The 14749-nt window shown below is 34.3% G+C and carries 10 protein-coding genes; 4 read left to right on the top strand and 6 right to left on the bottom strand.

Annotated features, from left to right (window positions below; all coding sequences use genetic code 11):
* Positions 1-2: 2 nt before the first annotated feature.
* The 6 genes from KF896_02830 to KF896_02805 are packed head-to-tail and all read right to left on the bottom strand — an operon-like array spanning position 3 to position 5374.
* A complete protein-coding gene (locus KF896_02830; protein MBX3042627.1) occupies positions 3-1196 on the bottom strand; it encodes a HAMP domain-containing histidine kinase in 1194 nt (397 codons plus the stop codon).
* 4 nt (positions 1197-1200) lie between these two features.
* On the bottom strand, positions 1201-2124 hold the full coding sequence (locus KF896_02825; GenBank protein MBX3042626.1) for an HDOD domain-containing protein: 924 nt from the start codon (positions 2122-2124) through the stop codon (positions 1201-1203).
* Positions 2117-2896, bottom strand: a complete 780-nt coding sequence (locus tag KF896_02820; GenBank protein ID MBX3042625.1) for a FliA/WhiG family RNA polymerase sigma factor — start codon at positions 2894-2896, stop codon at positions 2117-2119. The genes KF896_02825 and KF896_02820 overlap by 8 nt, the downstream gene beginning before the upstream one ends.
* 8 nt (positions 2897-2904) lie before the next feature.
* Complete coding sequence (locus KF896_02815) at positions 2905-3444, bottom strand: hypothetical protein (protein MBX3042624.1); 540 nt, start codon at positions 3442-3444, stop codon at positions 2905-2907.
* A gap of 2 nt (positions 3445-3446) precedes the next feature.
* Positions 3447-4259: a P-loop NTPase gene (locus KF896_02810; GenBank protein MBX3042623.1), complete on the bottom strand. Its 813-nt coding sequence runs from the start codon at positions 4257-4259 to the stop codon at positions 3447-3449.
* 2 nt (positions 4260-4261) lie between these two features.
* On the bottom strand, positions 4262-5374 hold the full coding sequence (locus tag KF896_02805; GenBank protein MBX3042622.1) for a hypothetical protein: 1113 nt from the start codon (positions 5372-5374) through the stop codon (positions 4262-4264).
* Positions 5375-5653: 279 nt separating this feature from the next.
* On the opposite strand from KF896_02805, the gene KF896_02800 reads away from it, so the two are divergent.
* From KF896_02800 to KF896_02785, 4 genes are all read left to right on the top strand, one after another.
* Positions 5654-11533, top strand: coding sequence for a T9SS type A sorting domain-containing protein (locus KF896_02800; protein MBX3042621.1), 5880 nt, complete (start codon positions 5654-5656; stop codon positions 11531-11533).
* A 123-nt stretch (positions 11534-11656) separates the two neighbouring features.
* A complete protein-coding gene (locus tag KF896_02795) occupies positions 11657-12388 on the top strand; it encodes an OmpH family outer membrane protein (protein MBX3042620.1) in 732 nt (243 codons plus the stop codon).
* A gap of 4 nt (positions 12389-12392) precedes the next feature.
* Entirely contained in the window at positions 12393-13445 is a 1053-nt protein-coding gene (lpxD, locus tag KF896_02790; GenBank protein MBX3042619.1) for a UDP-3-O-(3-hydroxymyristoyl)glucosamine N-acyltransferase, read from the top strand.
* A complete protein-coding gene (locus KF896_02785) occupies positions 13446-14741 on the top strand; it encodes an adenylosuccinate lyase (GenBank protein ID MBX3042618.1) in 1296 nt (431 codons plus the stop codon).
* Positions 14742-14749 lie beyond the last annotated feature (8 nt).

The raw sequence follows: 14749 nt of genomic DNA, 5'->3' as shown, positions 1-14749 counted from the left end.
ATTCAATCCACTTTAATATTTTTTACTGATGGAAAATAAATTCTAAAAATCGTTCCTTCGCCGGATTTTGAAAGACATTCAATTTTGCCACCACTATTTTTTATAATATTTTTTGCAGAATAAAACCCATTTACCATTCTATCAAATTTACTTATTTGCTTGATTGATTCAACAAATTTCTCAAAATTATTAGCATCAAAAATACTGTCATCACTTTTTACCGAAATTACGATAGTTCTAGGGTTATGAATATTAGCGGTCAAATAAATTGTATCTGATTCAATTTCAGTTGTTAAGAAAAACAAAATAATATGAATAAGTGAATACTCGAGTTGAGTTTTAATGGCTTTAATGCTCAATTTTTCGTTTTCTACTTCAATGTAGAGTTTCATTCCCGCGGTTTTAATTTGAGAGGCTGTTACGCTTGAGATTTCATCAAATAATTCGCTCAAACTAAATATTTCGGGCTCAGATTTAGAGGAATCGAGTGAAATTTCAGTTAGAAGATTTATAATTTCACTTATAGATTTTGTTTGTTGTTTGATTATTTCTAAGCGACGGGCTGTATTACCGACACCACTTTCAATTAATTCCACATTAGAATTGATTATCTGAAGCGGCAGAGTTGCCTCTTTTAAAACTGTAAGAGATATTTCCCCAAATGTAGTCATTGGCAGAGAATTAATTAATCTTTCGTTCAGTTCATTCAATCGGCTGTTAATTTTTTTAACCTTGAAACTCTGTTGTATCAACTTTATTTTCAAAGCTGTTATACTTATTACTTCATGAACAATTTTGTTTAATATATTATCAATATCATCTTTATTTTTCTCTGTAAAAGCAATAAATATTGCTATAACATCATTGATATAAACAAATGGAGCCATAATAATATTTCTCGAAATGCCTTTCAGCTGAGACTGCAAATCCATAATAATCTGCGCCTCACCGGTTTGCAGAGCCCAATCTATAATCCCTTCTTCTATCAGGTATTTAATTCGTTCACTTAAAGCAGACTCTTCATTCAAATTACTGGTAATGATGTTGGAATTTGAATCAACTTCAATGATTACAGATTCGATTATCGCAAATTCATCTTTTAAAACTTCAAAAATCACATTATTAATCGAATTAACGCTGCTGCATTTATTCAATTCTTCTATGTAATTTTTAATATTTACTGTCTGATTATTCATAAGATTAAAGATTTAATTCATTGAAAATATTAGCTTTTGCAAACTCATCCAATAACTCAGTTCTAAGTGCAAACATTGCACTTTCCGAATCCATTATATCATTAATCGAAAAATCTCCGAATACTTCAGATGATAAATAGTATTCCGGAGTTGTCGGTTCATCAATCCAGTTTTTGAAACCAAGAATCTGAGCAAACCATTCCGCAAGTGATACCATTGCTGTAAGAGGCTGGTCTATTTCACTGAGAATATCATCATCCATTCCGGCACCTGCATTCTTACTGAAATAAGAGAAATTAATATGATGATTTTGAATTGCTTTAACCATTTTGTCCGGAAGATTCCATTTATCAGCTATCCAAGCACCGATTTCAGAATGTGTGCATCCAAGCACCGCCTGCTCTGCATCAAGTAAGTTTACTTTATGTGTAGCTATATATTGTTTAATTTCTTTGAATTTGGTTGTAAAGTATTCTGCTATGATTAAAACTCCTATATCATGCATTAGTCCGGCTACAAATGCTTCTCCGGCTAATTTATAACCTAATTTTCGAGATAAAAGTCTCGCTGCTGAGCCAGAGAACAAACCATATTGCCAAAAATCTTTGAGATTGAATACGTTAGTATTGACTTTTGAAAAGAATCTTTGTATGACAATACTAAGCACTATTTCCTTCAATGTATTAAAGCCCATAATTACAATAGCTAAATCTATCGTGGATATTTTACGGGTATAACCGTAAAAGGGCGAATTCGCGATTCTGAGTACTCTTGCAGTAAGTGCCTGGTCTTTCTCAATAATTTTTGCAAGACTTGCAGCACTCGATTTTGGATTATCCACAGCTGAAAGAACTTCCGACACTATGATGGGCATTGTAGGCAGATTTCTGATTGATTCGAGTTTATGCAGAACAGATTTATTAAGCATCTTCATACCTGTTCATTTTTAACTTCAACTCCTTGATTGTTTCAGTGTGAATCTGCGATATACGACTCTCAGATACTCCTAAAACCTGACCAATCTCTTTGAAATTAAGATTTTCGAAATAATATAAAACCAGTACGTTTCTTTTATTCTCTTTAAGTTTAGATATTGATGATGCCAAATATTTTTGCTTTTCTTCTTCAAGAATTTCGCTAAGAAAATCTTGAGATTCATCGGCAATTTCTTCAAGAAAATTCACTTCCTCATCATCATCGTTTATGATTTTTAGTGAACTATCCGAAATAGGGATAGAAGATTTTGCATCAGATGCAGCAATTAAATAACTTCTGTATTGCTCAGGACTGATTTTTAATTCATTCAATACCTGCTGTTCTGTGTCACCTTTCTCCTGTCTTTGCTGCATGGTGTCTGATATTGATTTGAATTCTGTTGCTCTTTTTCTTGCAGTTCGTGACAGCCAATCAAGTTTACGAAGTTCATCTTGAATTTTTCCTTTAATCCTTTTAATTGCGTAAGTTTCAAACTTAATTTGTCTGTCAGGCTCAAATCTTTCTATTGCTTCATATAATCCAAGTACACCGATATTAACAAAATCACTTTCTTCCAAAATTGTATTGACGGGCAAAACCATTTTGCTAATCGTATAATTTATCAAAGATACATAATTTAAAATGAGAGTTTGCCTTAGTTCATCACTCCCATTCTTTTTATATTCATACCACAATGAATCAATATCTAACTTGTTATATTGCATTAATTAGCTTATACATTTTTCATATTACTGTTTAATACTTCTTCCAAATAAGCTTCTTCGTCAGTCATAGTTGGTTTTGAAGAAGATTTAGATTGTTTGACAGTTTCCGATTTTGTACCTGATTGTTTATTTTTTTTATCAAAAAGCTCTTTCTCGATTGATTCAAGTTCTGCAATTTCCCTTCGGAATTTGGATTGCTCATCAATTTCGCGTTCTTTACGTTCGATTTCAAGTTGACGAGCATACTCTTTCTTGATTTGCTCTGACTTGAAGAAAAAATAAAGTACCATTGCCAAACCAAGTCCGATAAATACTACAGAAAATCCAAAAAATGATGTGAGCAAAGCTGATAATACCTCAGTTTTACTTCCGAAGTATGTATATGTAAATATTAATAAACCGGCAATAATAGAGATTAAAAGAAGTGCCCTACCAGGAAAACTGATGATTTTGTCAAGTTTCTTTCTTTCCTGAGCTAATTTCTTTTGATATTTCTTCTCTCTATCGCTTAGTTTTTTCTTGTCGCCGTCTTTAACTTTTGATGCCATAGTTACAATGCCTTCATAAGTTCGAAATCAACTGTATTAATGTTTATATCCTTAAAATATTTTGTATGAATTTTATTTGCTATACTCATAATTGCTTTTGTAGCATCATCATCCTTGTTGGATAAGGTCAAAAGTTCCTGCCTCTGTATAGATTTTCTTACATTTCTGCTGTAGGGTACAAATCCGAGTACCTCAAGATTCATATTCAAAAATTTCGTGGTAGCGAGATTTAGTTTTTCTGATATCTCTTCTGCATCTTCAGAGTCAATAACATTATTGACAAGAAGAACAATTTTTTTTGAGTCAATGAAGTTTACCAACACTTTAACCAATCCATAAGCATCTAAAAGTGATGTAGGTTCATCTGTGATTAAAACAACTACTAAATCTGACATATAACAAAATTCAACAAGTTGATCGGAAATTCCTGAATGAGTGTCTATAATCAGGTAATCAAACTCTGAATTGAATTTCAAATCTGCGACTACATCAGTCAATTCTAATACTGAATTATTCTCTTCTCCCACTTCAAGCGGTGAATCAACAAGTAAACTAACATTTTTATTTATCTGAAAAGCTGCGGATTCAACCATGACATGACCAGACAATACACTCATCAGTCTTATTGGAGGTTCAACACCAAAAATAATATGCTGATTTGGTAAATCTGTAACACTATCAAGAACCAAAACACTGCTATGCATTCCTAATGCTGAAGCAGTATTTGCAGTTATGACACTTTTACCGACACCACCTTTGCCGCTGCAAAATGTAATAACTCCCGTACTTTTTATATTTGTTTTCGGATTTTTCATATTTATTCCAAAAGCGACAACTTGCCCAACAAAACTCTGTCTGCAGGTTGAATATCTTCAGGTATTTTTATGCCATTTGTGATGTATGAAATTGGAACTTTATTGGGTTTAATTGTTTGTATCATATTTGCAATGGACTCACTCTCGTCTGCTTTAGTTAGAATCACACTATCTATAGTTATACCCTTTAAACCATTAAATATTGAATCAGCTGTAGTTGCAGAAACTACTGCAGGTATTGTCAGATAAATTACATTTGGATTAATTGTATTGATTAAATCGTGAATTTGCTCTATTTGTTCATTGTTTTTCTGAGAAAACCCTGTTGTATCAACAAAAATAAAATCTTTATTTTGATTCTCATCAATTATTTTTTTCAGTTCATCATTTGTAAATGCACTTCTAAATGGAATAGAAGCTATTGATGCATAAGTTTCCAATTGCTCAGATGCTCCGACTTTGTAAGTATCAGCTGATACAATCAGGTTATTGGCATTTTGAACAATTTTACTGAGAATTGCAAGTTTCACAAGTGTAGCAGTTTTACCGCTTCCTGTTGTGCCTATGAACAGGACAATATTTGATTTCGCGCTTTTTTGCAGTGATTTACCAATATCTATTCCCTCAACAAGAATTTTTCTGGCTTCATACAATGCTTCTCTGTAGTCATTCACGCCACCGCTTTCCGATATTCGATTGACTATTCTCAAGGACTGGTCATCACTGATTTCAAGATTTCTGAGACGTTTGTAAAGTTTGGATAGATGGCTGCCCAGTGATGCGATGTTACGGAATTTGATACTATCAGCCAATTGATTTATCATATCCTTGAGAGTATCAATTTCATTTAAGATTAATTCATTGCTGTGAGAGCCAATGGCTTTACTCATTTGTCTGATATTACTGATTTGTGTATCTTTGACCGATTTACTTTCTGAAGGCTTGGATTTCCCAACAGTCTCATCTATTGCAGCAACGATTTCTACAAGCTCCTCGCCATTTTCAGGGTCTTTGAAGACCCGATTCGAAAGAATAACTGCCTCATCACCGAGTTCTTCGATGACAAGCCTTTTACCTTCCTTGATATCTTTAGCAATAAATTTTTTTATTTTCATAGCAACGCTTTGTATGGTCTTAACTAATTAATCATAGAAAAAATTATGCCAATTTATTATTAAATGAATTCACTATAATTTTGGCAATCAAAAGTCTCTGTATAATTATTATTTTAAAATTTTTGTTACTTTTTTTGGAATTATGTGTTATTATTATATAACAAAAAAACTATATTGGTTCTTTTTGCGTTTCTATATTTATTATTAATCAGCTTTCAGGGTGATAAATGTAATTTTAATACTTAATTTATTCATGTCATTAATAAATTGGATTTTATTATGCTTTTGAAAAGAATATTCTTGTTTGTACTTTTTTTGGGCTTATTGAATGAACTCAAGTCTAATGTTCACATATATGAAAGTAACAACAAAATAAGCATTAAAGTAGTAAATAACTCACCCGAATTGAAACATTTAGATAGTGTCAGCATATTGACAATTGCTGATTCTGAAAAATATTTATCCTCATTTGGTAAAGACAACGATGCTTTTTCATTTCAATTTGCATCTTCAAATGAAATTTTCGAGTATGATATCAAAATTAATTCCGAAAAAGTAATTCCATTTGAATTTAATTCAAGCAATATAGACAACTACTACAAAACTATATCCAATGCTTCCAAAATAAGAGGTATCAAAATTAACGAATTGATTTTTGCACCTTTTAGATATGACCGCATTACAAACAGCATATTTTATGCAGAAACTTTTGAAATTACAATCACACACAAAGATGAAATTCCAAAAAGTAGTACGATAAATTTTGGAAGAGAAACACCATTTTTTGAGCAAATTATCAATCCTCTTCAACTTCAGACACTTATTGACTCCAGAAATTCTGACAAGAATAAAATAGTATCACCCGATTTGCTAAAATCTGACTGGTACAATCCGGAAATTGATTATATTAAAATAGAAACAACTAGCGATGAAATTGTAAAAGTCAAAATGCAGGAAATAATTGATTTAATACCTCAAATCTCAGGAAAAAGCAGCCAATTTATTCATCTGCTGTATCGCGGAGTGCCTTATCCTTACATCATACTGAATGACGACGGAATCATATCCGGCAATGACGAAATCATTTTTTACGGCAGACGCCCCGCAGGCGATACAACATGGTTTGATACTTATACAAATAACGAAGTATTCTTTCTATTTTTTGATGAAGCAAATATTGGATTTAGATTCTCCGAAATGAATCCGAACAGTAATGAAGTAATTGAATATAGTTCTGTAAAAATTGACCGTCACTATGAAGAAGATAAATTTTACAGTCATGGCTCCGAATTTGAAAGCTATTACTTTGATGGTTCAATTGAAAAGAGTTTTTTCTATGATACACGAACAATAAGAGGTGAAGGTTGGTTTTGGAGTATTATTGCTCCTCAAAATTTTCAATCATCAATTACTAAACCCAAGTTTTCAAAATACATTATGATTGACCCAAGTGATAATCCTGAAGATAATATAACTGTTTCACTATGGTATCGAACTAATCAGGACTCAATCAGAAGAGAAAACCGTCCAATCGTACCAACATATTACGACTTGAGGTTATACATAAATGGCAATCAAAGGGACAGGGACTCGCTGATGGGTTTTCACTGGAATTCTCTTGATTATATATCAAATGGCAATAATTTTATCAATGGTTTAAATAATATTGAAATCGAATCCCGACAAATATACATAGAAACAAATGAAAGGACAAATGTTGATTTTATAAAAGTAGTTGGGAACATAAAGCCGGCTTCGATAAATGATGCATTTGACTTTTCAGGCAAACATACTGATATGAAATTAACCGTCCCGGGATTTCGATCAAGTAACTTGCTCGGATTTGATATTGAAAACAATAAATTTTCGACTTTTAACAGCACTGATAAAGGAACATTATTCAGAGTCTCCGGTTCACTTGAAGGCACAGTCAGTGGTTCAATAGGAATAAATGACAGCTTGATTTACTTAAGCCAAGCCGGAATTCATATTTTAGCTGAAAGAACAGACGGGAACTATGATTACCGCCACTTCACCGGGTCAGACATTGAGCATAATCAATACATTAATTCTATATCAAACGGCTCCTCAATCGCAGTATTAATCATTAATGACGGCACAATAAGCAGCAATTTCACTTCTCTTCAAGGGCTTGGCAGTCAGAGATTTAGTGATATTTCCAGCGGCAAAGTTTATTGTGGGGCTTTCATAAAATCTAATGATTTCTTCATAGAAAGAATTTCTGATGTAAAAGTTGGTATGACTGAATTTATTAGTCATAGCGTCGGAAAGCGATTTAATCACTCAATAGCTGTAGAGTCAAATTCCGAGAGCAAATTCATTTTATGCGGATTTGACAATATTTCTAATGCTGTCAATATTAGCAGAGTAAACAAATCTAATCTAAGAAACAGTGAGAAATTAGACGTAGTTTTTATTAGTCATGGAAATTTCATTAAAGAAGCAGAAAGATTGGCAGATTACCGTAGAAAAACTTTAGGAATGTCAATTGAAGTTGTTGATGCAGATGATATCTACAAAGAATTTTCATACGGCAGAAAATCACCGCACGGTATAAAAGACTTTTTGAAATATACCTATGAGCAACGTGATATAACTCATGTCTTATTAATCGGTGATGCAAGCTGGGATTCAAGAAAATTGCTCGAAATTTCGCATAGTACAAACTGGATCCCTACCTATGGATTCCCTGTCAGTGACTGGTGGTATTCGTGCCTTGATGGTGAAGATGATGTCAGACCTGAATTTGTCATCGGCAGACTACCAGTAAACAGTTCAGAGCAAGCCAATAATTATATAGATAAAGTCATAGAGTATGAAAATACTCCCGAATCTCCATGGATGAAGAATATTCTATTCTTAATCGGTGGATATAATATCGCTGAGATAAACAGATTTCGAGGCATGATAGGACTTCATTATCATGACAGACTGCTCAATCCCCCGCTCTGTGCTACTTACAGCAGTGTGATTAAGGATGTTGACGGACCCAGCACTTCATCACAAGGTGGTGAGATAAGAGAGCAAATCAATAAAGGAGCTATGTGGACAATTTACATAGGTCACGCAGCAGCGGAAATATTCGACCTTGACGGTTGGAATGTAAGCTCGTTGAATAATAAAGGGCGTTACGGCAATTTAACTACAATTTCCTGCAATACTGGTGCTTTTGCTGAGCCACAACTTGTTGCAAGTCGTAACGAAATGTATATTCTGGAAAAAGACAAAGGTTTTGTTACTGCTACAGGTGGTAGTTTTACCGGATTTGTGGGTTCGCACAACATAATAGCAACCAGAATGATGGCAGCAATTGCTGACCCGGCAAGACAAATGAGATTTGTTGGCGATTTAATGGTTTATGGAAAAGCTGTTCTGGCTCCTGTGTCTAATGACCAGTTCAGTACACTTCATACATTCGCTTTGCTTGGTGACCCGCTGGTAAGAGCAAGAATAGGAACTGAACCTGACGCCTATTTGTTTAATAATTCTATTCAGATTCAAAATGAAAATGGTACTTCAAGATTTACTGATAAGGATAATTATGTAAATATATCCGGTAAAATTTACAACTATGGATATAAAATTGATGCTCCTTTTAAAATAAGAATTGTAAGAGAAAATAATTCAGCCCGCGATACTATATGGATTGATTATGAAGATTTATGTTATTTTGATGATTTTAATTTCAGCTTTGAAATTTTAAATATGCCGGGAAGACATCGAATAACTATAGATATTGACCCTGACAATGAAATCTCTGAATTAACTAAAGATAACAATAAGTTAGTTATCAATATTGATGTTTTCAAAGAAAGTTTGCTTGCTTTAGACCCTCAACCATATTGGAATATAAGTTCAAACAAACCAAAATTCAGGGTAATCAATCCATTGAAAGACGGCTCAGAATTTGATTACTATTTCTTATTGACAAGTAATTCGGATACAAATTCTGTGATTCATCATTCTAATTCACGTGACAATTCAGATGTTATCATTAGTGAGAATTTTATTGACTGGAAGCCTGACTTCAATTTAAGCGAAGATTCATATTGGTTCCATGTCAGATATATAAACAAAACAAATTCAACATGGAGCGGCTGGACAAGCATACCTGTCAATTCCAGTATCCATTATGAACAAAACAAAGTATCTGCATCCATAAGCAGCAAAGAGGAATTTCTCACGGGTAAAATTGATGACCTGATGCTCGACGAATCAGCCGGACAAGTAAAATTATCAATGCGAAGAGATACAATACCGTTCAGAGCTTTGGGTGTAAAGGGCAACAGACCGGGTAATCCGGAAGGACAGCCTGTGGTAGAAGCACACGTGAATCTCGAAGCAGGAGATGAAGTTTTCGTAGATGGTCCGCATGATATTGGAATTAATGTAGCTACTGTAAAAAGCCGTAGCGGAGAATTAATCACTCGTTACAAACGCTTTGATACATGGGGTGAAGGTACTCCATATCCGGCTGAAAAGAATTTCATGTTCAACGATATATCTCGCGAACTTGTAGAATTTTTAAGAGATTCTGTTGAAGACGACGATTACGTTCTTATTGCAACCAATAAATCATCGTTCAGGATTCCATATTTGTACAAAATGTATGGCGAAGATGGAGACCACGGCTCAATTGATTCGCTGCTTTATTATTTCAAATCATTTGGCTCTTTGATAGCTGATACCTTGAATTTTGATGCTGATTTCAACGGTGAGCAAGTTTCATTTGCAATGGTTGGATGGCGTGGAGCTGAGGTTGGTTCTATTCCTGAAGCAATTAATTTCAATGGAGATACGGCATTTGTTAGCGGTAATCTGATATTATTTTCACCGGAAGGAAATTACAAGAGCGATTTTATCAATAAGTCAAAAAAATGGAACTCAATCACCATTGAATCTGAATATCCCGACAATGGTACTAATATTGGACTTTTCGTAGCAGGAAGAAATTCTGAAACAGGAAATATTGATACACTGCTTCATGAGGTTAATCCCGGTAATGTTGATATGAGTCAAATTAATGCAATAATTTATCCTGAAGTATTTGCAAGTCTGAAATTTAGTCAGACCAAGTTTGATATCAAATCTTTATTAAATTCCGATGAAACTTTCATCAGTTCAATTCGTTTGGAATTTGTTCCTGCAGATGAACTTGCTATTTTGCAATCGGAAACTGATATTGACAAAAACGATATCCTAAAAGGTGAACCTGTTGGGTTAAATCTTGCAATTGAGAATATATCCCTAAGGACAAAAACGGATTCAGCAGATATATCAGTTAATGTCTCGAGAGGTGGTACTGATAATAATTTCACATACTACAGCATTTTCAATCTCGAACCTAATTCTAAATTTGAATTTATACAAGATATTAATACTGATTTCCTTGATAGAAATAATAGTATTGACATAAAAATTGACAATGATGAAAAATTAGTTGAGTTCTTTACATTCAATAATTCAGTTACACTTCCTTTAAGAACAGTACCTGATACAGTCAAACCCCGAATTTTAATTAAGATTGACGGAAAATATCATACCTATGGTGATTATATCAGTATAATGCCACTTGTTGAAGTTGAGTTGCACGATAACTCACCAATGACAATCACTGACTCAACTTCACTTACTGTCAGAATTAACGGTTTTTTACATCCTTATCAGAGAACATTATTCAGTGAATTTATTCCTGTTAATGATGGCACAAGTCTGAAAGCAATATTCAGATTCATACCGGATACACTACAATTCGAAGATGCTTCGATAATTGTTTATGCCCGCGATAATGAAGGTAACCGTGATACTTTAACAACTTTAGCCAGACTTTCTCTGTTGAATGCCTTCGTAGAAGATGTGTTTACGTATCCAAATCCGGCGAGAGACATTGTTAATTTCAGTTTGACTTACAAAGCACCTGACCATGGGCTCAATTCTACGCTTGAAATTTATGATTTATCAGGTAATAAAATAGATGAAATTTCCAAAGAATTAAGTCTTGGTACAAATATCTTCCAATGGAATGGAAGATATTTGGGCTCAAGTTCTGTATCATCAGGTATTTATGTTTACAGAATCAAGTATAACGGCAATTTTTACGTAGAGCCTGTATATGGCAAATTTATGATTATCAGATAATCTGCATTATTACTAAAATAATTTATAAAGTTATCCGATTTAATTGAGAATTGCTCATAAATTGAATGGTAACTATAAATTCTTGATACTGAATTTATATATTAATAGAAATAGGTTTTTCACATGAAAATTACATTTTTGGCAAAAGTTGCCATATTCGTAATAATTATTCTTACAAGCAACAATGCGTTTTCTCAAAAAGTCGGTTTCTTGAACTCTAATACCATCAGAGAGAAATTTCCTGATGCAATGCAGGCTCAGCAGAGAGTCCAGAGTATGACCGATGAATGGAAAAGAGAACTCGATGCAATGCAACAAAAAGTAGAAAATCTGGAATTCGAGATTAAAAAGAACAGATTAATTTGGACTGAAACAGAGCGCCAGAATAAAGAAAGTGAATTGGCTACGCTAAGAAAAAGCAGAGAAGATTATGCCCGCTCAGTTTTCGAACCAAAAGGCAAGTATGATGAAGCTGTTGCTACTATATTTACTCCTGTGGAGGAAAAAATTTATGCCGCAGTTCAGAAGGTAGCTTCAGAGCAGGGATTTGATATTTTGGTTGACCAAAGTATCCAGCCTCTCCCCTATGTTAATTATAAATTCGATATGACTGTAAAAGTCTTAAAGAATTTAGGAGTTGATGTTGCTGACCTTGAGAAAGACCTGCAGGAAAGAATTGATAAAGATCCAAGAAATCAGCAAAGAGAATCCAAAGCACCTGCACGAAGGCGAGGTCGCGGAGCTGCTTCCAAACCACAAGAAGAGCGCACTTTCGAACAACCACAATTGCCTGATGGAAATAACCCAAACCCTGAGTTAAGCCCTGAAATGAAAGAAAGGAGAATAAACAGATAAAATTATGATTAATTTAACTGTAGAAAGAATTGCTGAGGTCCTCAATGGCAAAGTCATTGGGGATTCTTCTATATTAATAGAGTCAATTAAACCAATTGAAAATGCAGGTCCGGGTGATATTTCATTTTATTACCATGAGAAATATAAAAATGAATTTCAAAAATCTAATGCGTCGTGTCTGATAATATCTAATGACAACCCCAAGATTCCAAAAGAAAAACAAGCTTACATCAAAGTTGAAAGACCTTACAACAGCTTTGTCACACTTTTACAACATATCGAAAAGTCCCTTAATAGAAAAACTGCAGGCATTCATGCAAGTGCTGTAATTGGAGAGAATTGCGAAATCAGTTCATCAGCTGCAATTTCTGCAGGATGCATTATTGGCGATAATGTTTCAATCGGCGATGCCTCTCATCTTAAACCTGGAGTTGTAGTTTATGACAATGTAAAAATTGGCAGCAATACGATAATCAATTCAAATGTAACTGTTTATCAAGACTGTAAAATTGGAAATAACTGCTTCATATATGCAGGTGCGGTTATTGGCTCCGACGGCTTTGGCTATATAGAAAACAAAGCAGACGGAAGTTACGAGAAAGTACCTCAGCTCGGAAATGTAATACTTGAAGATTTTGTTGAAATTGGAGCAAACTCTACAATCGACAGAGCTTTAGTCGGCTCTACCGTAATTGGAAAAGGCTCAAAATTAGACAACTTAGTACATGTTGCTCACAATTGTGTCATTGGCGAAAATACAGGTATAGCCGCACAAACAGGAGTATCCGGAAGTGTATTCTCAGGAAAGAGAAACAGATTCGGAGGTCAGGTCGGCATCGCCGGTCATCTTGAAATTGCAGATGATGTTACAATACTTGCCCAGTCCGGTGTTTCAAAATCTATAACAAAAAGTGGTATTTATTTTGGTTCACCTGTTAAAGAACATCTAAAAGCGTTCAAAATTGAAGCAGTTCTCAGAAGATTACCTGAATTGGCTCACGATGTTGACCAATTAAAAAATGAATTAAAGAATATTTTAGAAAAACTTGGTGATTAAATGGTTGAAAGATACACACGCCCCGAAATGGGAGCTGTCTGGAGTGAAGAAAATAAATACAGAATCTGGCTAGAAATTGAAATTTTAGCTGTTGAGGCACAATCTGCACTTGGACTCGTTCCGAAAGAAGCTGTGTTGGAAATCAGACAAAAAGCAAATTTTGATGTTAAAAGAATACTTGAAATTGAAGAGACTACAAAGCACGATGTTATCGCATTTCTAACAAATGTAGAAGAATATGTAGGTGAGCCGGCAAGATTTATACATTTGGGAATGACATCCAGCGATGTACTTGATACATGTCTTGCTGTACAAATCAATGAAGCCGGCAGGATACTACTTGATGATATGAATAAATTGAAAGCAGCGCTTGAAAAACGTGCTATTGAGCATAAATATACTGTTTGTGTAGGTCGAAGTCACGGTATTCACGCCGAAGCAATGACATTCGGAACTAAATTCGCATTATGGTATGACGAATGCAATCGTAATATCACTCGTCTTGAATCCGCTTTGGAAGATTGCCGTCAGGGAATGATAAGTGGAGCTGTTGGTACATACGAACATTTATCCCCTTTTGTGGAAGAATATGTTTGCAAAAAATTAGGACTTAAGCCTGCAAACGTTTCTACTCAAGTAATTTCAAGAGACAGCCACGCATATCTGATGACAGTCATTGGTATCATTGGCTCTATGCTCGAAAAAATCGGAATTGAAATTCGTCATCTGCAGAGAACTGAAGTTCGAGAAGCTGAAGAGTTCTTCTCAAAGGGTCAAAAAGGCAGTTCAGCAATGCCTCATAAGCGAAATCCTATTGCTTCAGAAAATATAAGTGGTCAGGCAAGATTACTTCGCAGCAATTCAATTGCAGCAATTGAAAATAATGCACTATGGCACGAAAGAGATATTTCGCACAGCAGTGTTGAGCGTGTGATTTTTCCGGACAGCACTATTGCTCTTGATTATATACTCAACCGTGCAATCAGACTTATAGATAATCTCGTTGTATATCCTGAGCGAATGATAGAAAACTTAAATCTCACTTATGGGCTTATACATTCTCAAAAAATACTGCTTGAACTTGCCAAAAGAGGAATCCAAAGGCAGACGGCTTATGTAATTGTTCAGAGAAACGCTATGCGCACATGGGATGAGAAAATTCCATTTATTGAATCTCTTTGTCAGGATGATGAACTTCTCAGCTATATTTCTAAAAGTGAGCTCGAAAAGCTATTCAGTTATGATAAAGTGTTCGAAAGTGTAGATTATATTTTTAAAAATTGTGGTTTAAATTAGAGGAAAAT

The organism is Ignavibacteriota bacterium (genome assembly GCA_019637995.1).
Lineage (GTDB): Bacteria > Bacteroidota > Ignavibacteria > Kapaibacteriales > UBA2268 > JANJTB01.
The sequence above is the reverse complement of the archived record's forward strand: the minus strand, read 5'-3'. Positions and strand labels throughout refer to the sequence as shown.

Excerpts from the sequence above, each read along its gene's own strand:
- KF896_02785 (MBX3042618.1), top strand. The coding sequence starts at position 13,446 with ATGGTTGAAAGATACACACGCCCCGAAATGGGAGCTGTCTGGAGTGAA.
- KF896_02805 (MBX3042622.1), bottom strand. The coding sequence starts at position 5,374 with ATGAAAATAAAAAAATTTATTGCTAAAGATATCAAGGAAGGTAAAAGG.
- KF896_02800 (MBX3042621.1), top strand. The coding sequence starts at position 5,654 with ATGCTTTTGAAAAGAATATTCTTGTTTGTACTTTTTTTGGGCTTATTG.
- KF896_02820 (MBX3042625.1), bottom strand. The coding sequence starts at position 2,896 with ATGCAATATAACAAGTTAGATATTGATTCATTGTGGTATGAATATAAA.
- KF896_02815 (MBX3042624.1), bottom strand. The coding sequence starts at position 3,444 with ATGGCATCAAAAGTTAAAGACGGCGACAAGAAAAAACTAAGCGATAGA.
- KF896_02830 (MBX3042627.1), bottom strand. The coding sequence starts at position 1,196 with ATGAATAATCAGACAGTAAATATTAAAAATTACATAGAAGAATTGAAT.
- lpxD (MBX3042619.1), top strand. The coding sequence starts at position 12,393 with ATGATTAATTTAACTGTAGAAAGAATTGCTGAGGTCCTCAATGGCAAA.
- KF896_02825 (MBX3042626.1), bottom strand. The coding sequence starts at position 2,124 with ATGCTTAATAAATCTGTTCTGCATAAACTCGAATCAATCAGAAATCTG.
- KF896_02810 (MBX3042623.1), bottom strand. The coding sequence starts at position 4,259 with ATGAAAAATCCGAAAACAAATATAAAAAGTACGGGAGTTATTACATTT.
- KF896_02795 (MBX3042620.1), top strand. The coding sequence starts at position 11,657 with ATGAAAATTACATTTTTGGCAAAAGTTGCCATATTCGTAATAATTATT.